The 17,552-nt window shown below is 58.6% G+C and carries 13 protein-coding genes; 6 read left to right on the top strand and 7 right to left on the bottom strand.

All coding sequences use genetic code 11. From position 1 onward, the window contains the following. Positions 1-214 precede the first annotated feature (214 nt). Positions 215-634 (top strand): archease, encoded by a 420-nt coding sequence (locus METMA_RS0117910; protein ID WP_020160488.1) that lies wholly within the window; start codon positions 215-217, stop codon positions 632-634. Between the two features lie 312 nt (positions 635-946). Here METMA_RS0117910 and METMA_RS0117905 read toward each other — a convergent pair whose 3' ends face one another. The 3 genes from METMA_RS0117905 to METMA_RS0117895 form a co-directional block, all read right to left on the bottom strand. Further along, on the bottom strand, positions 947-2,854 hold the full coding sequence (locus METMA_RS0117905; protein ID WP_020160487.1) for an MBL fold metallo-hydrolase: 1,908 nt from the start codon (positions 2,852-2,854) through the stop codon (positions 947-949). A gap of 32 nt (positions 2,855-2,886) precedes the next feature. Next, positions 2,887-3,642, bottom strand: a complete 756-nt coding sequence (locus METMA_RS0117900) for a hypothetical protein (RefSeq protein ID WP_020160486.1) — start codon at positions 3,640-3,642, stop codon at positions 2,887-2,889. A 123-nt stretch (positions 3,643-3,765) separates the two neighbouring features. Further along, positions 3,766-4,506 carry an NAD-dependent epimerase/dehydratase family protein gene (locus METMA_RS0117895; protein WP_020160485.1) on the bottom strand — a complete coding sequence of 247 codons (741 nt, stop codon included), beginning with the start codon at positions 4,504-4,506 and terminating at the stop codon, positions 3,766-3,768. Positions 4,507-5,236: 730 nt separating this feature from the next. On the opposite strand from METMA_RS0117895, the gene METMA_RS0117890 reads away from it, so the two are divergent. The 4 genes from METMA_RS0117890 to METMA_RS0117875 are packed head-to-tail and all read left to right on the top strand — an operon-like array spanning position 5,237 to position 11,608. Then, entirely contained in the window at positions 5,237-6,658 is a 1,422-nt protein-coding gene (locus METMA_RS0117890; RefSeq protein ID WP_020160484.1) for an efflux transporter outer membrane subunit, read from the top strand. Next, the gene (locus tag METMA_RS0117885) at positions 6,655-7,725 is read left to right on the top strand and encodes an HlyD family secretion protein (RefSeq protein ID WP_020160483.1); all 1,071 of its coding nucleotides are present in this window, start codon (positions 6,655-6,657) and stop codon (positions 7,723-7,725) included. Before METMA_RS0117890 ends, METMA_RS0117885 begins: the two co-directional genes overlap by 4 nt. Further along, positions 7,722-10,481, top strand: coding sequence for a ribosome-associated ATPase/putative transporter RbbA (gene rbbA, locus METMA_RS0117880; RefSeq protein ID WP_020160482.1), 2,760 nt, complete (start codon positions 7,722-7,724; stop codon positions 10,479-10,481). Before METMA_RS0117885 ends, rbbA begins: the two co-directional genes overlap by 4 nt. 2 nt (positions 10,482-10,483) lie before the next feature. Beyond that, positions 10,484-11,608 (top strand): ABC transporter permease, encoded by a 1,125-nt coding sequence (locus tag METMA_RS0117875; RefSeq protein ID WP_020160481.1) that lies wholly within the window; start codon positions 10,484-10,486, stop codon positions 11,606-11,608. Between the two features lie 460 nt (positions 11,609-12,068). Here the strand turns inward: METMA_RS0117875 and METMA_RS0117870 are convergent, their stop codons facing one another. The 4 genes from METMA_RS0117870 to METMA_RS0117855 all read right to left on the bottom strand — a co-directional run bounded on the left by METMA_RS0117870 (position 12,069) and on the right by METMA_RS0117855 (position 16,545). Next, positions 12,069-12,746, bottom strand: a complete 678-nt coding sequence (locus METMA_RS0117870; RefSeq protein ID WP_051114368.1) for a hypothetical protein — start codon at positions 12,744-12,746, stop codon at positions 12,069-12,071. A gap of 236 nt (positions 12,747-12,982) precedes the next feature. Continuing rightward, a complete protein-coding gene (gene mepA, locus METMA_RS0117865) occupies positions 12,983-13,807 on the bottom strand; it encodes a penicillin-insensitive murein endopeptidase (protein WP_408605835.1) in 825 nt (274 codons plus the stop codon). 224 nt (positions 13,808-14,031) lie between these two features. Next, a complete protein-coding gene (locus METMA_RS0117860) occupies positions 14,032-15,795 on the bottom strand; it encodes an ABC-ATPase domain-containing protein (RefSeq protein ID WP_020160478.1) in 1,764 nt (587 codons plus the stop codon). Between the two features lie 354 nt (positions 15,796-16,149). Then, positions 16,150-16,545: a VOC family protein gene (locus tag METMA_RS0117855; protein ID WP_020160477.1), complete on the bottom strand. Its 396-nt coding sequence runs from the start codon at positions 16,543-16,545 to the stop codon at positions 16,150-16,152. Between the two features lie 248 nt (positions 16,546-16,793). Between METMA_RS0117855 and METMA_RS0117850 the strand changes: the two genes are divergently transcribed. Then, on the top strand, positions 16,794-17,261 hold the full coding sequence (locus METMA_RS0117850; protein WP_020160476.1) for a KGG domain-containing protein: 468 nt from the start codon (positions 16,794-16,796) through the stop codon (positions 17,259-17,261). Positions 17,262-17,552 lie beyond the last annotated feature (291 nt).

Genomic DNA, 17,552 nt, shown 5'->3' with positions numbered 1-17,552 from the left:
CAGTGGCATAAAGCTTTACGGGAAATAAAAAGGTTGCAGGGTTTAAAGCATCCGCATGCTCTAATGCACCGAACTGTAGTGCTTGTTATGTATATACGATTAAATAACCGTCAGGGTAATCAGCATCACTACTTAGGTAAGCTCCTGTATATACTGATGTTTATTTTCATCGTAATATTTGCGATTATCCCGGAAAACTGAAGAAAGCGAAGCCATGGCGCCTCATTGGGAACATTTTGCACACGAAGCCGATATGGGCATACGCGGAATCGCGCCGACGCTCGAACAGGCATTTGAACAGGCCGCCCTGGCCATGACGGCCGTGATCACTGACCCCGTCGGGGTAATGCCTTCCGAATCGGTCCCCATACACTGCACAGGGACAGACAACGACTTCCTGTTTATGGATTGGATCAATGAACTGATCTACGCCATGGCTGTTCGCGGCCTGTTGTTCAACCGGTTTCAGGTATCCATCAATGACGGGGAATTGACGGCCACGGCCTTCGGCGAAGCCGTGGACCGGCAAAGACACCAGCCCGCCGTGGAAATCAAGGGCGCCACGCTGACCGAGCTGCATGTTTATCAACAACCGGACGGCCAATGGGTTGCCCAATGCGTCGTCGACGTATAGTGACTCATGGATGCTTCTCAACCGATACAACGCGATGAAACCTCCTCGGAAATTCCGGCTAAGGATTGGGTCGTCAATAATGTCCCTGTTTAAACATAGGATGTGCCGACGCCAGGAGGCGCATCGTTCGCGAGCGATGCGCTTCACCGCAGCGCCTGGAGCGTCTGCTTCTGGTCGGCACATCCCATGCAGGCACATATCTGTTTCGACACTACCGCCCAAGGCGCCGCGATCCGCAATGCGCTTGAATTGCGGAAATTGCTTCAGGACAGAATGCCTGGCGCATGAAAAAACGCGTCGCCGAAAGCGTTCTTACCGGCCTTCGTCAGGCTGAAACCGTTGCAACTGCGACGTTTCACGGCGAATGGATTCGGAATAGATAATGAATTTGAAGGGATTGAACTCCTGGTATTTTTCCATCAGTTTCAGGAAGGCGTTTTCCTCAAGCGCCTGCAATTTCCTGTCGGACGGATACCGGGCCAGCGCCCATGCCGTGGTGCGCGCCGCGAGTTCGTGGTCGCCGCTCTCCAGCATCTTTTCGATGGTGTCAGCCAGATCCTGTTCCGACAGATCCAGATAATCCGTCAATAACGATCCGAATTCCTTCTGGCTCAGCGCATCCATGCCTTGCTGATCAGGCTGCCAGTAACCGATATTCTGATCGTAGAGTCGGTTGATCACGTTTTCGCGCATGATCAGAAAAGGCAGTTGCACCTCGGGATTCTGATAGACGGAGGGCGGCACCAGGTTCCGGTGATGAATCGCCGCGCGGTCCGACCATTTCCAGATATCCCGCATGGTTTCCCGGTGCAGCCATTGCAGGCTGGTTTTGAGCCTGGCGAGCAAGGTTGGGGAATTAAAAATGCGGGTCAACGGTTCATGTCCGTGCAGCAAATGCCTGGGATTGAGAGATACTACGGTATCGACCGCCTCGAAAAGCCCGGGCAGGTTGCCTTCCTCAAAAAACGGCGCGCCGATGTACGGCATGATGAAATCGCCCACGAAAAGCACGTCATGCTCGGGCACGTGAATAAACATACCGTCGACCGTCTCTCCGCCCGGAACGGGAATGAGTTCAAAACGCGTCCCGCCCACGATCGCTTCGGTGCGCCGGTCCACCACGACATCGGGCCGGAAATCGGTGATGAATTCCGCCTTGAAGTCAGTGCCGAAAAAGTAAAAATACGGAAATGCCTGGCTGCCTTTGCTGATAACGTCCAGTTCCTTGCGGAAATTGTCTCGGGCGTAGAACCTGACCGGCGCCCCCAGCTGCCGGAAATAGCGGTGTCCGCCGATATGATCCCAGTGGGCGTGGGTCACAAAGACCGTCGTCAGTGGCGGAAGATCAGGAACGCGGCTGCGCAGGAATTCATAGGCCGCCTGCGCCGAATCGGGCCGGGTTCCGGCATCGATGGCGATCAGCTCCCTGCCGTCCCTTGAAACGATGAAGTAATACTCGGTGAATTCGAAACCCGAGAGGTTATAGACCTTTCCCGGCACAACCTCCCTCAATCGCCTGGGATAGAAAGTATGGCCTTTTTCGGCATTGACCGCATAGGGCGTGGTCAGCGTGATGGGTTTATCGAAGCCGTCATAACCGCTGGCCTGCAGATGCTCCCGGGCCCGTCCGTGATCATCGTTTTTTTTGTACAGAACGGCCAGCTGGTAGAAAATCTCCCGCTGCCAGCCGGAATGGGGCGCTTTGTCGATGTTGTCCGCGCACCATTGCAGATCGGCAAAAGCCGCGCCGGTCTTGTCGAACCGGTCCGGGAGCTGGGCATAGACGACGCCCGTCATCCAGCGCACCAGGAAGTTGTCGTTATGGATCAGCGTGCGCGCGGTTTCCAGCTTGCCGATGGTATCGTTCACCCAGGCCACCCGGCTCAACAGCGGCTCCCGATCGGCGCGGGAGGCGCGCAGAACGCCCAGGGCGCTCAGGTACAAAGCCTTTTTCTCAGGGGTTAGCCGCGCGCTTTGCTGTTGCAGCAGGTCTTCAAAAAATCCGATGCCGGCCTGAAACTGATTGGCATTCATGAATTGCTGCATCAGGAATGCGGTGAGCTGAGGCTCCGTGACAGTCCCGGACTGGTGCAGCGCTTTCAGATATTCCAGTTCGGGATGATAGGTTTGAGACGGCGCGGTGGCGGTAGTCGCACATCCGCTTGCAAGCAGGCTGACCAGTATAAGAAAAAAACCTCTCCAATTCGTTCTTTCCCGCATTTTTCCTCCAATATTGTCAGGGTGGCTGACTGTCAGGGCTTGCCTGACTTGCACAGCCACGGACTGCCTCTGATCTGCGCCAGCATGTCTTCCAGTCGTTTGCCGGAAACGGGTTTCTTCGGCACGCCCCGCACCGTGTAGTGAATGCGCCCTTCTTCGATTCCCTGGAAATCCAGCCCCATGTCCTGCAAAAACTCGAGGATTCGCATCACTTCCGGGTCGCCCGCAATTGCCTCGGGGTGCGCCTGAATCGCGACCAGATATTCGACCGCCACGACCATCGCCTGGAGGTCACAGCGGCCCGTCTGCCTTGCAAGCAACGACAAGATTTTGAAGAAAGCGTCATGGTGTTCGTGCTTGTGCCGGCTTTCGCGTTCAGGCCGGGCTCCGCGCAACCGGGACCGTACGGATTCGACATGGATCTCCCTCGCCTGCGGCGACTCGAACAGCATCATGGCTTCATGAGCCAGACGGGCGCCTTCGGCGTCGCCGCGCTCGATCTCGGCGAGCACCAGGGCGGCCAATACCTTGGTCGGCTGAAGGTGGCCGACCGTATCGGAAAATCCTGGATCAAAATCCCCGTACAGGTCCACAATCAGATCGGCACAGTGCGGATTGACCGCCCACAGGGCGCGGGCCAGGCCGGAGGCCGGTTCGGGACCGCGGATAGCCGACCAATGCTTCTCGCACAACGCGATCAGGTTCCGTTGCAGAGCCTCAAGCTTCTGCGCCGGCATTCGCCCCAGATTTCTTCGTGCTTCACTTTCGATGAAGGAGAGTTTCGTCATAAAGCCTGCCTTATTACGATAGCGCGTATCCGCGTCATGGCCGGATCATGCAAAATCATGGACTGTCTCTCGTTTGCAACAGTTCCGGCCCGCCCTATCTGGACCGAAATTTTTTTCCGTTTATCAATGGGTTGAAGCGTCATCTTCAGGCTGATAGCCGATCTTCGCCATGGCATCGGCAATATCCAGGAAGCGGTTTCTGTTGTTCGAAACCCCGTAATAAATCGCAAACCGGACTTCAGTTAAAAGACTCTTCCTCACCAGTTGCAAAAGATCCCTATGGCTGAGCCACAGGCTCTGGGTGCGGGCGTCCCCGGCCGGATCATCATCCCTCAGCACCGAACCAATGCGCAGGCACACTGACTCAAGGCCGTGCAAGTCGTAATACAGCCTGGCGATCGCTTCCCCGGCGGCCTTGCCGATCCCATAGTAGCCATCCGGACGAATGGGATGCCGCGTCGTGATCAAGACCGGGCTCTGCCGGGTATGCAAGCTCGGAGGGAAACCTTCGTAAGCGCCGGTGACGTGATTTGAACTGGCGAATACGACCCGCTTGACCCCATGGGCCCTTGCCGCCTCATAGACATTCTTTGTCCCGGCAATATTGTTCATCAAGACTGACTGCCAGTCGGCATCAGCACGCGGATCGCCTGCCAGATGAACCACGTAAGCAAGATCGGGGATTTTTTTGAATACGGCAGTGACCTGTTCGGCGTTTGAGATATCAGCCCGGAATGCGTTCCCGTTTTTTTCCTTCAGACAGATATCGACGCCGTAAAGCTCGAATAAGTCCGCCAGGCCGCGCCACAGGATCTGGCCGATCAGGCCGCCGTGGCCCGTGATTAATAATTTGGGGTCTGCCATTTAATGTTATCTCCTGATGAGGTCCCGGCTCATTGCATCTGACCGATGACTTTTTTAAATAGCTAAAGGCACGGCTGTTATATGCGCTGTAGGTGCGAATTCACTAGTGCCCTATGGGTATTCGCACTGCCTGTATAGCGAGGATGTCCCGGGTCGAATGAATTCGACCCTACAGATAACATCAGCCCCTCGGGTCGAATACCCTAAAAGGCCACCCACCAGTGAATTTGCCTCCTACACCTGCGTAACATCAGTTACTTAGGATTCGGTAACCAATAACTGTCTTATTTTAAACGGAGTCTGTGGGAGCGATGCCCTCATCGCGACTTGCGGTATCTTTAGTCGCGATGAGGGCATCGCTCCCACGGGGGTCATAAAAACGACATCGGGATGTTATTTTTAGCCGAATCCTTAACACTTGAAACCGATATCATAACGGCAAGCAAGAAAGAACGGTTAACCGCTGCATATTGTTCATGTTTTGCATTGAATTGCTATTCGTGCCATTACTATCTAACTTATCAGGTAAGTCGCCCATGTACGCTTTCAGACGTATTTGGCTCCCGGAAAGCCGATAGCCTTATAATTTTCTTAACCCATTGCCGGGGTTTAGTCTAAACTTTGACGCCACATTCAACATGAAGGAAGTTGTTTTGAACGATGCCTGACGCAGTCCCCCACAAAAAACAACAGACCATTCCTGTTCCCTTGCTCATCAAGGCTCACAGCCATGATGCCTAGGTTCGGCTGGTTATGCTTGCTGGCTGGCCTGTGCGGCTGCACTGTAGGCCCCGATTACCGCGAGGCTGTGCCCGCCGCGCCTAACGACTGGCTGGCAGACAAGGCGCAAGGTTTAAAACCCATCGATCCGGAAACGCTGAAAAACTGGTGGAAAAGCTTCGGCGATGCCCGGCTCGACCGCCTCATGGAGCGGGCTTTGTCGGACAATCTGGATCTCAAGATAGCCATGACCCGCATCGAGCAGGCCCGGGCTCAGCGCCGCGCCGCGCGCGCGGAACTGTTTCCCAGAGTGGATGCGAAAGTAGGTGGCCAGCGCAATGACAATCCGTTGCCCGGACTGGCGCCCGGCATCCGCTACAACCTGTTTGAACTGGGGTTCGACGCCCTGTGGGAAGCCGACCTGTTCGGCCGCCTGCAACGCCGGCTGGAAGCGTCTTCCGCCGATCTGGACGCCGCCAGGGCGGATTATGGCCAGGCGCTGGTGATACTGACGTCCGAACTGGCGCGCAGCTATGTCGAATACCGCAGTCTGCAAAACCAATTGCGCATCACCCGCGCCAACCTGGACGCGCAGCAAAACACCCAGCGCCTGACCGAAATGCAATACCGGGAGGGCGCCGGCACGCGGCATGACTCAGTGCGGGCGCGCGCCCAGACCGAGAACACGAGAGCCCAGATTCCGGCCCTGAAATCAGGCATCATTGCCGAGCTCAGGCAGCTGGAAGTGCTGATAGGCCGGCAGCCCGGCACGCTGGCGGCCGACCTGGGCGAACCGGACGGGGTTCCGATAGCGCCCGGCCAGGAACTCCTGGCATCGCCGGCGGAGACGATCCGCCACCGCCCCGACCTTCGCATCGCCGAACGCCAGCTCGCCGCCGCGACCGCCCTGCAGGGCGCCGCGATCGCGGAACTATTTCCGAAAATCTCGCTGTCGGCGTTTCTGGGCCTGCGCAATACCGACATCGAAGGCTTGTTCAAATCGGCGGCCTTTTCCTACAGCACCGCTGCCAACCTGTTGCAGCCACTGCTCAATTTCGGCCGCATCCAGGCCGGCATCGATCTGGCCAAGGCGCAGCAGCGGGAAGCCTACCTGGCCTATGAAAAGGCGGTGCTCGAAGCCCTTCGCGAAACGGAAACCGCCCTGACCCGCTACCTCAATGAAGAAATCCGCCGGCAGACGCTGACCCGTTCCGTGGCGGACCAGCGCGAATCCGTCAGATTGTCCCAACTCCGCTATCACGAAGGCGTCATATCGTTTCTGGACGTACTCGATTCCCAGCGCGCCCTGTTTGTCGCCGAAATCGAACTGGCCCGCTCCGAAGCGCAGGCGTCCACCAATTTGATTGCCGTATATAAGGCATTGGGCGGCGGCGCGGATGCCGCAGCGCCAGTATCCCTGAGGAACCCATGAACAAACCGAAAAAATCAACGCTCACTTTCATCCTGGTCGGCATCGCCGTCGCCGCCGCGGTCCTGGCGTGGTGGCTCCTGCGGCCGCCCAGCCTGCCCAAGGGCATCGTCGCCAGCAATGGCCGCATCGAAGCCACCGAGATCGACATCGCCACCAAAACGCCGGGGCGCATCGTCGACATCATGGCGCGCGAAGGCGATTTCGTGCAGGCAGGCCAAGTGCTAGCGCGCATGGACACGCAAGTGCTGCTCGCCCAGAAGGCCGAAGCGCAGGCCCAGGTTCGCCAGGCCGAGAACGCCTATCTGGCGGCGCAATCCGTGGTCGCCCAGCGTGAAAGCGAACACCATGCCGCTCAGGCGGTCGTCGCCCAGCGCCGCGCCGAACTCGATGCCGCGCGCAAGCGCCTGAGACGCTCGGAGAATCTCGCCATCGAGGGTGCCGCGCCGATGCAGCAACTCGATGACGACCGCGCCCAGGTACTGGGTGTGCAGGCCGCCATCAGCGCCGCGCAGGCCCAGGTCGCGGCAGCGAAAGCGGGCATCGAGGCAGCGAAATCGAAGGTGGTGGAATCGCATTCGCTGATCGAGGCGGCCAAGGCGACGGTCGCGCGCCTGCAGGCCGATATCGACGACAGCGAACTGAAGTCGCCGCGCGACGGCCGCGTACAGTACCGCGTCGCCGAACCGGGCGAAGTGCTGAGCGCCGGCGGCCGCGTGCTGAACATGGTGGATCTGTCCGACGTCTACATGACCTTCTTCCTGCCCACCGAAGCCGCCGGCCGAGTCGCGCTGGGCAGCGAGATCCGCCTCGTGCTCGACGCCGCGCCCAATTTTGTGATCCCGGCCCGGGCCAGCTTCGTCTCCAGCGTCGCCCAGTTCACGCCGAAGACGGTGGAAACCGAGGTCGAGCGCCTGAAGCTGATGTTCCGCGTGCGCGCGGCGATCGCTCCCGAACTGCTGAAAAGACGCCTCGAGCAGGTCAAGACCGGCCTGCCCGGCATGGCCTATGTCAAGATCGATCCGGACGCCGAATGGCCTCCCGAACTGGCGATCAGCCTGCCGCAATGAATACCGACGCCCTTGCCTCGCCCGTCGTCCGCGTGCAGGGTGTCAGTCTGCGCTACGGCGACAACCTCGCACTCGACGACCTCAGCCTGGACATTCCCGCCAATTGCATGGTCGGCCTGATCGGTCCCGACGGCGTCGGCAAGTCCAGCCTGATGTCGCTGCTGACCGGCGCCCGGGCCATGCAGGAAGGCCGCATCGACGTGCTGGGCGGCGACATCGCCGACGCTGCGCACCGCCGCGCCGTCTGCCCGCGCATCGCCTATATGCCGCAGGGGCTGGGCAAGAACCTCTACTCTACGCTGTCGGTATTCGAGAACGTCGATTTTTTCGGCCGCCTGTTCGGGCATGAACAGGCCGAGCGCCATGCGCGCATCGATGAACTGCTGGCAAGCACGGGCCTGTCGCCGTTCCGCGACCGCCCCGTCGGCAAGCTCTCGGGCGGCATGAAGCAAAAGCTGGGACTTTGCTGCGCCCTGATCCACGACCCCGACCTGCTGGTGCTGGATGAGCCGACCACGGGCGTCGATCCGCTGTCGCGCGCCCAGTTCTGGGAACTGATCGAGCGCCTGCGCGCACGCCGCGCCGGCATGAGCGTGCTGGTTTCGACCGCCTACATGGACGAGGCGGAACGCTTCGACTGGCTGGTGGCGATGGATGCGGGCAAGGTCCTCGCCACCGGCACGGCGCCCGACCTGCGCGCGCGCACCGGCTCCGGCACGCTGGAGGCGGCCTTCATCCGGCTGCTGCCGGAAGCTAAGCGCCGCAGCCACAAGGACATCGTCATTCCGCCGCGCGCGACCGGCGGCGCGCAGGAAATCGCCATCGAGGCGCATGACCTGACCATGCGCTTCGGCGATTTCGTCGCCGTCGACCATGTCAGCCTGCACATCGAGCGCGGCGAGATCTTCGGTTTTCTGGGCTCCAACGGCTGCGGCAAGACCACCACGATGAAAATGCTCACCGGCCTGCTGCAGCCGAGCGAGGGCGAGGCGCGGTTGTTCGGCCGCGTCGTCGATGCGCGCAATCTGGACACGCGCAAGCGTGTCGGCTACATGTCGCAGGCGTTCTCGCTGTATTCCGAACTGACCGTGCGGCAAAACCTGGAGCTGCACGCGCGGCTGTTCCACCTGCCGGAAGCGGAAATTCCCGGCCGCGTCGCCGAGATGGCCGAGCGTTTTCTGCTCGGCCAGGTCATGGATGCCTTGCCCGATGATCTTCCTTTAGGGCTGCGCCAGCGCCTGTCGCTGGCCGTGGCCGTGATTCATCGGCCGGACCTGCTGATTCTCGACGAACCGACCTCCGGCGTCGACCCGGTGGCGCGCGACGGCTTCTGGGAGCTGATGATCGATCTCGCGCGCCGCGACCGGGTCACGATCTTCATTTCCACGCACTTCATGAACGAGGCCGAACGCTGCGACCGCATATCGCTGATGCACGCGGGCAAGGTACTCGCCAGCGACATCCCCGCCGCGCTGGCCGAACGTAGCGGCCATGACACGCTGGAAGCGGCCTTCATCGACTACCTGAAAGCAGCGAGCGGTCTCGATGACGAACCCGCGGCAGACCATCCGCCCCGGGCGGCCGGTACGCTTGCCCGAACCGCCGCGCCGGCGCCGGGCCCTATCGCCCGCTTCAGCCTCTTGCGCCTGTTCAGCTACACCTTTCGCGAAGCGCTGGAACTGCGCCGCGATCCCCTGCGCGGTTTGACCGCGCTGTTCGGCACGTTGCTGCTGATGTTCATCATGGGCTACGGCATCAGCATGGATGTCGAGGATCTGCATTTTGCTGTTCTCGACCGCGACCGGACTCTGCTCAGCCAGAATTACGCACTCGACCTCAGCGGTTCGCGCTACTTTATCGAACAGCCGCCGATCGCCGATTACGACGATCTCGACCGCCGTATGCGCAGCGGCGAGCTGAGCCTGGCGCTGGAGATTCCACCCAACTTCGCCCGCGACCTGCAGCGCGGCAATAATGTAAAAATAGGCGCCTGGATCGACGGCGCGATGCCCAGCCGCGCGGAGAACGTGCTCGGCTACGTGCAGGCCATGCATCAGGGCTGGCTGATGGAGCAGGCGCGCCGCCGTTATACGGGGCGTCTGCCGCCCGGATTGATGACCATCGAGACGCGCTTTCGCTACAATCCCGACGTTAAAAGTCTGCCGGCCATCATACCCGCCGTGATTCCGATGCTGCTGATGCTGATTCCGGCCATGCTCAGCGCCCTCAGCGTGGTACGTGAAAAAGAGCTCGGCTCCATCCTCAATCTGTACGTCACGCCGGTCACCAAGCTGGAATTCCTGCTCGGCAAACAACTGCCTTACATCGCCATGGGAATGGTCAACTTCTTTTTGCTGTGCGCGCTGGCCGTGACCGTTTTCGACGTACCGCACAAAGGTGACTTTCTGCTGCTGACCATTGCCGCGCTGCTCTACGTAACCGCCGCCACCGGCCTCGGCTTGTTGATTTCGGCCTTTACCCGCAGCCAGATCGCCGCGATTTTCGCTACCTCGATCGCCACGCTTATTCCATCCACGCAGTTATCCGGCATGCTCGATCCCGTCTCGTCCCTGGAAGGCGGCGCGCGCCTGGTCGGCGAGATTTTCCCGACCACGCATTTTCTGACCATCAGTCGGGGCACCTTTTCGAAGGCGCTGGGCTTTGCCGATCTCGCGCCGTCGCTGCTGCCGCTGGCCATCGCCACTCCGGTGATTCTGGCCGCAAGCGTCGCGCTGCTCAAGAAACAGGAACGCTAGCGATGCGCGCCCTGCTCAACATCTTTCATCTCGGCGTCAAGGAACTGCGCAGTCTCGGGCGCGACACCCTGATGCTGGCGCTGATCCTGTTCGCCTTCACCGGCCAGGTTTACCTGAGCGCCAAGCGCATGCCCGAATCGCTGCACAAGGCCCCCATCGCGGTCGTCGATGAAGACCACTCGCCGCTATCGTCGCGCATCATCAACGCCTTTTATCCGCCTTATTTTTTACCGCCGGATCTCATCGAGCCGACTATGACCGATCCGGTCATGGACCTGGGCCTTTATACTTTCGTGCTCAATATTCCGCCCGATTTCCAGCGCGACGTGCTGGCCGGACGCCAGCCGGCACTGCAGCTCAATGTCGACGCCACGCGCATGTCGCAGGCTTTCATCGGCAACAGCTACATCCATAACATCGTCAACGGCGAAGTGACGGCTTTCATGCAGGGCCACCGCACCGTTACCACCCTGCCCGCCGAACTCGAAGTGCGGGCGCGCTTCAATCCCAATCTAGACCCGATGTGGTTCGGCGCGATCATGGAGGTCATCAACAGCATCACCATGCTGTCCATCATACTGACCGGCGCGGCGCTGATCCGCGAGCGCGAGCACGGCACCATCGAGCATCTGCTGGTGATGCCGCTGACACCGTTCGAGATCATGATGGCCAAAGTATGGGCCATGGGACTGGTCGTGGTGGTCGTGGCGACGGGATCGATCATTTTCGTCGTGCAGGGCCTGCTTGAAGTGCCGATCGAAGGTTCGATCGGGCTGTTTGTCGCCGGCATGTCGCTGCACCTGTTCGCCACCACATCGATGGGCATTTTTATGGGCACGGTGGCGCGCTCGATGCCGCAGATGGGGCTGTTGATGATCATTGTGCTGCTACCGCTGCAGATGCTGTCCGGCAGCACGACCCCGCGCGAGAGCATGCCCGAACTGGTGCAGAATCTCATGCTGGCCGCGCCGACCACGCATTTCGTCTCGCTCGCCCAGGCCATTCTCTACCGCGGTGCCGGCTTCGGCATCGTCTGGCCGCAGTTTCTGGCCCTGTTCGCGATCGGCGGCGTCTTCTTCGTGCTGGCGCTGGGGCGCTTCCGCAGGACCATCGGTTCGATGACCTGAGTTCAGCGGTCAGTCAATTTAATTATGACGGTTAAACTGTAGGTGCGAATTCATTCGCACTAATGAATACTCTGCAAATTTTCCTCGTTCCCACGCTCTCGCGCACCCTGAAGGACATAAATGGAAACGCATGCCGAGCCATAGATCGTGCCGCTCCCAAAACCCGGTATGGGTTCCCACGGAGGACCGTGGGAACCAGGGAAAATTGTAGGTGCGAATTCATTCGCACTAAATGAATACTCTGCAAATTTTACTCGTCAGAACAAGGCCGACTAAGTGCTAGCACGGAAATTTCTTAAAACCGCAGAGATCACCAATACCCATAGCACTCCGGTTGCAAAAAGTGGGCATGGATTGAGATTGCGGAACAAGCTGTCAAAAGCCGCATGGAAACGATGCGGCTTTTGACAGCCCGGGTTCAAGCGACGAGAGTCACTGACGAGGATACAAGCATTGTGAATTAACCGAAGCTCCATTGATCGTCATCCAGATCAACGATTTTCGTCCTGTTTTTTTTCAGCTTCGCGTCCCAATCGATCCTGGCCAGCAGGTATGCAAAACAGGTGCCCTTGGAAATACGCACTGACGTTGTACCGGAAGTCGAGCTACCGCCGCCTACCGTCGCCTCGAGTCCTTTGGCGCCGACCGAAAGATCCGCATGAATGTTATTGTCGAACTGATTTGCCAGCGACGCTTCCATCACGACAAACACCTGATGGGCAATTCGCGCATCATTGCCCCATTCGATCAGGCTTTGAAGCTTCTGCGGTGAATTGTTCGCCGCTTTTTTCATATCGTTATTCAAAACGCTGAACTTCACGAGCTTGAGAGAGCCCGACCTCAGTTTGTCGAACGTTGCATCGCCGGATAATTTTACCGGAACGCCCTTGATAATGGCGGAAACCACGGTATTGAAGGCGCTCTTTGAGGTTTTGCTGAAATCGATGTCAACCGCCGTGGCTTTGGCGACATCAATCTTGGGAGCGGGAATCCGGTCCTTGACTTCCAGGTAATTCTGCTTGGTGAGAGGCGTCCGCTTCTCGCCAATGCTGCCTAGTTCCACTTCCTCGGCGTGTCCTCTGAAATAACCCACGCCTCCGAATGTAAGATGATTCTCTGCTACTACTACATTTGCCATATTATTCTTCTTTTAAAAATGATCCGCCGCTCAGTTCGACTGACCTATAGTTGGCGGCCTGACTATAGGCCAAAGGTAAAATAATACGGCTTTAATTATAGACAACCAGAGGCTGAGCGCCAGGCGAGTGCCAAAAAATCAGCCCCCGTTTCTGCCTGCCGCCACCCTAAAAACGCTTGTTCGATCGAACCGTGGTCCATAGCCCTGGCCGCGATCGGCGGCGTCTTCCCGCCGCTTTATTCTTTTAACACCGCCTGACACTGTTCGGGAAGCGCGGGCGCCTTAGCCGGCTTGCGGGCCTTGCCCGAGCGAAGCTGTTCGCGGGCTTCGGCCGAGAACCACCAGTCCAGCGAGGCATCGCAGCCGTCGCCTGCGGGAACCGGTTCCTGACTTTGGCATTGGCTGTCGCCGACCGGGCATTTCAGGCGTACATGGAAGTGATCGTCATGGCCCCACCACGGCCGGATTTTCCTGAGCCAGTCGCGCGTTGCGCTGCTGGCGCACAGCTGGCGCTTGACGCCGGCATTGACGAAAATGCGCTCGACCTCCGGCATGCGCGCGGCGGCTTCGAGAACTTTTTCATTGGCCGGCGACCAGTGGCTGGCGTCCACGGCATCCGATTTGACGGCCAGCACGGAAGGCGCGCCCCAGGTTTCGCGCTCATCGAAAGTCAGACTTCTTGCCGCCGCTTCCTGGGACAGCAAGTACCAGATATCCACGTCGAGCCCGGTCTGATGGCTACGATGTCCGGACAGCGTGGGCCCTCCGCGCGGCTGCCCGAGATCGCCGACCAGTAGAACGCCCCACCCCTCGGCGACGGATGTCCGCCCGAGTTTTTCGAGGAAATGAATCAGGTCGGGATGACCGTAGACACGTTTGCGCGACAGACGCATGGTCTGGTAGCCGGTACCGTCCTGAGGCAGCGCCACGCCTCCCCTCAGGCACCCGGCGGTATAAGTGCCGATGCTCTGCGCCGTGCCGTCCGTGACTGCGGGCGTGGAGATCCGGGACCAGGCCTTGGCGGCCGATTGCGAGAAGGCGCTACCGGAAAAAATACTCAACGCCAAGAAAAAAAAACCATATTGCTTCAGTGAAAACCGACTCCTGAACACGCCCTTACCCCTTATCAGATCAAATTGAAAATTATAACCCGATGCAACACATAGTCAGCCTTTTATCCCGTTTTCCCCATCGTAGGGTAAGCTCCTTTTTGCCGGGTTTCCGCAAAGCGCCAACCCAGCCTGCCCGCTTCGTGGTGAAATATTCAGGTTAAAGCAAACCGTGTTCAGATCATGCCATCGCAGGGCTCGACAATCCGCAACGACCTGATTCGGTTGATGGCGGCGGCCAGTTCGTGTTTGCGCGGCATGGACAGGGTTCCGGGATAATCGGGCGCCAGCACCGACAGGCCGTACTCGGCGATGTCATCGTAAAGCCGGTCTATCCAGAAGCGGATGGTTTCGGGCCGGTCGGCGGACTGCGCGATTTTATGGCGCAGCGCCAGCAGGCAATAGCCCAGGGCCAATACCTGCGGCGCTTCCGCGATCTGCGCGACGGCCTCCAGATTAACCAGGTCCATGCCGTATTCCAGTTGTCTCGGGGCATGGCGCAACGGCTTGATGCGTTTGGCCAGGGTCTTTTTCAGGCGCTTGTTTTCATACGCCGGATCAAAATTGCCGGCGGCCAGCCGGCGCGCTGGCGGCCCACCTTCAACCGGCGCATCGTCATCGACGATCGCGCCGAGCCTGGCGCGGACATTGGCGGTGATGTCATGGCAACGGTAATGCGCCATCAGCAGGCAGGTGTCGGCTTTCAGCAGAAAATGCCCCAGGCCGCCGATCACGAAAATCATCGATACCCGCTGTTTTTTCCACAGCGTCCGCACCGTGGCATAAAGCGGACGGATCGGCTCCAGCGAAGGATCAAGCACCTGCTCGATCAGCGCATCGCGCACCAGAAAATTAGTCGCACAGGTATCCTCATCGAACAGCAGCAGTCTCGACCCGCTTTCGACGGCCTCGACGATGGCGGCCGCCTGCGACGTGCTGCCGCTGGCATTGTCCGAGGAAAAATGATCGGTCTTCAGACCGTTCGGCAAGTCGCCGATAAACGGGCTGATGTCCACGTCCTTGATGCTGCGCCCATCCTCGGCCCGGATGAAGAAGGCATCCTCGCGCGTCACGACCCATTCGCGGCCGTCGTCCGGCACATGCGCGTAGACGCCGGCCAAAAGCGCCTGCATCAGGGTCGATTTGCCGTGATAGCCGCCGCCGGTAATGCAGGTGACGCCTTCCCGGATGCCCATGCCGCTCAGCTGGCGGCCGTCCGGCAGCGGGATTTCAACCCGCAGGGCATCAGGTGCCTGAAAGGCGATGACGGTCTCGTCCGCGGCCGGCCTGTCGTCGATGCCGCTGCGGCGCGGCAGCCGGGCGCCGTCGGCGATAAAAGCGACCAGCCGATGCTTGCGCATAAACCGGCTGATCACGGTGCGCATTGTCGCCACATCGACAAACCGGTCTAGCAGGATTCTGGCGGGCTGGTCGTACCTGGCGTAAAAAAACGTGGCATCGACGATGGCCGGCAATTCCCGATCAAACATGATCCGCGCCTGTTCGGCGTCGAAAACGCCGCCGCCCGGCCCCTTGGCGGGCAAACTGATCATGAAGCGCAATTCGATGGCGGCCTGATCGATCAACACGCTGTCCCTTGCCAGCATTTTCTGGCTTAACTCAATGGTAGCGAACGAACCGCTGCCCTCCTTGCCGCGATTTTGCAGCGCAAACCGGTCGATGTGTTGGCGAAAGCGGCGGATCAGAAAATCGGCGACCGCCAGCTTGCCGTCCCCGGCCTGAAGGTAATTTGCGGGGATGGCGCTGTCACGCCGGCGAACGGTAACCGAAGCGATCGAGGCGGGATGAGCGCCGGGACTGCGCTGCATCCTGATCAGTCCGAGCTTGAAGCCGGGACAGTCATAAGCGCCTTGCAATGCCTGTACCTGATGATAAGGCCGATCGGCAAGCGCTGAAATTAACTGATTTAACCGGTTCATAAGCCCGCCCTTGCGCCATTAAGGAACGCGGATGAAATTCCGGTGTAGGTGCGAATTCATTTATGCCCTATGGGAACTTGTGCCCTTTGGGTATTCGCACTGTGCGGATAAATCCGCACCTACAATTCCCTGATTTATTCTATGCCCGTTACTATAAGGATGGGCAATTAATTACTTCTCTGAATTTTGATGAATAAATACCTTTTGTGGGGGCGACTTTAGTCGCCCTGGGCGAATAAATTCGCCCCTACATCCACTCGCGCCCAAACCGGGAAATTATTTACGGCCAAATCCTAAGTAGTATTACGCTGCTTCGCTTGGTGAGCTGGAGAAGCAATTTTCCCCGGCCTTGCGTTAATTGATAACGCTCAGGTCCTGAATCAACTCCACGGCATTACCGTCAGGATCACGGCAGAATAAAGCCCTGCGCCCCGATTTGCTTAGCGTATAGGTAATGTCCCGCGCTTCCAGCAGCTGCTGGACGGCATCCAGATCATTGACCAGAAAAGCCGTATGTCGATCCCGTCCGCCGTGTTCGGGGCGGTTTTCATGACTGTCGGGATTAGGCAATTCGAGCAGATGGACCTGTTGCTCGCCGAGTTGCAGCCAGGCGCCCGGAAACGGCAAGTTGGGACGGTCACAGGTTTTCAGTCCCAACAGGCCGCTATAAAACCCCAGCGCTCTTGTTGTATCGGCCACGATAATACTGACGTGGTGAATTTTCAATTGAATGCGATCAGACAATGTCATCCCCTCCTCTGCACATTAGTTTTTTTTATGGCGGCGATATGGGCCAAAACGCTTATCCGGAAGTATCCGCCTGCCATTTTCTATTCTGCCTTTCGGTGCACGTAGCTGATGTACGCTAGCGTACAGAACTTTTAACGACGGCTGGTATATTTTAACCACTCTTTTTTTATAGAAAAAGAAGGGCATCTGGTTAGTTCCCAAGAGGACGTAACCAATAATCAAAATCTTATGTTTGAGGAGACACAATCATGACTCAGCAAAGAGGTACCAGTTCGGGGCAAGGCTCCAAGTCGGGCCGTGGCTTCGCCTCCATGGATGCGGAGAAGCAACGCGAGATTGCCAGCAAGGGCGGCCATGCCGCTCATCAGAAAGGCACGGCCCATGAATTCACTCCGGAAGAAGCTCGGGAAGCCGGCCGCAAGGGCGGCCAGGTCGCACACGAGAGAGGTACTGCTCACGAATTTACTTCGGAAGAAGCCAGGGAAGCCGGCCGTAAGGGCGGCAAAGCCGCGCATCAGAAAGGCACGGCTCACGAGTTTACTTCGGAAGAAGCCAGGGAAGCCGGCCGCAAGGGCGGTAAAAGCAGCCGCGCCAGCAGCAGCGAGGAAGAAGGCGGTAAGGGTAAAAGTGCTTCCAGCCAAAGCAGTGAGCATATGGCCGAGACAGGCCGTAAAGGCGGTCAACAAAGCCACGGCGGCGGTAAACAGAAGCACTAAATAACATAAGAACAATGGCCCTTTGCCGGCAAACATCCGACAGAGGGCCGATATGACTTTCCGGCGGCGTCCGATCCGGCACTCGTTTTGCCGCCCGGCATTTTCGGGCCGACTTGTTTGCTGGCCATCCGAACCATCAGACAGTCTCCCATTCCGGCTTTTCTAAACCGCGGGTTATCGATTAAGCAAAACTTAATCTTTTCTTAATTTAGAGCGGTTAGGCTAACGTTTCACTTGCCTACGCGCGATATTTTCGGCCGCCTCGGGTATCTACAACTATAATCAATAATT

It is taken from the genome of Methylobacter marinus A45, assembly GCF_000383855.1.
In the GTDB taxonomy this organism is placed as follows: Bacteria; Pseudomonadota; Gammaproteobacteria; order Methylococcales; family Methylomonadaceae; genus Methylobacter; species Methylobacter marinus.
The sequence above is the reverse complement of the archived record's forward strand: the minus strand, read 5'-3'. Positions and strand labels throughout refer to the sequence as shown.

Bases quoted from the DNA above. Each gene is read 5' to 3' on its own strand.
- METMA_RS0117910 (WP_020160488.1), top strand. From the start codon at position 215: ATGGCGCCTCATTGGGAACATTTTGCACACGAAGCCGATATGGGCATA.
- METMA_RS0117905 (WP_020160487.1), bottom strand. From the start codon at position 2,854: ATGCGGGAAAGAACGAATTGGAGAGGTTTTTTTCTTATACTGGTCAGC.
- METMA_RS0117900 (WP_020160486.1), bottom strand. From the start codon at position 3,642: ATGACGAAACTCTCCTTCATCGAAAGTGAAGCACGAAGAAATCTGGGG.
- METMA_RS0117895 (WP_020160485.1), bottom strand. From the start codon at position 4,506: ATGGCAGACCCCAAATTATTAATCACGGGCCACGGCGGCCTGATCGGC.
- METMA_RS0117890 (WP_020160484.1), top strand. From the start codon at position 5,237: ATGATGCCTAGGTTCGGCTGGTTATGCTTGCTGGCTGGCCTGTGCGGC.
- METMA_RS0117885 (WP_020160483.1), top strand. From the start codon at position 6,655: ATGAACAAACCGAAAAAATCAACGCTCACTTTCATCCTGGTCGGCATC.
- rbbA (WP_020160482.1), top strand. From the start codon at position 7,722: ATGAATACCGACGCCCTTGCCTCGCCCGTCGTCCGCGTGCAGGGTGTC.
- METMA_RS0117875 (WP_020160481.1), top strand. From the start codon at position 10,484: ATGCGCGCCCTGCTCAACATCTTTCATCTCGGCGTCAAGGAACTGCGC.
- METMA_RS0117870 (WP_051114368.1), bottom strand. From the start codon at position 12,746: ATGGCAAATGTAGTAGTAGCAGAGAATCATCTTACATTCGGAGGCGTG.
- METMA_RS0117860 (WP_020160478.1), bottom strand. From the start codon at position 15,795: ATGAACCGGTTAAATCAGTTAATTTCAGCGCTTGCCGATCGGCCTTAT.
- METMA_RS0117855 (WP_020160477.1), bottom strand. From the start codon at position 16,545: ATGACATTGTCTGATCGCATTCAATTGAAAATTCACCACGTCAGTATT.
- METMA_RS0117850 (WP_020160476.1), top strand. From the start codon at position 16,794: ATGACTCAGCAAAGAGGTACCAGTTCGGGGCAAGGCTCCAAGTCGGGC.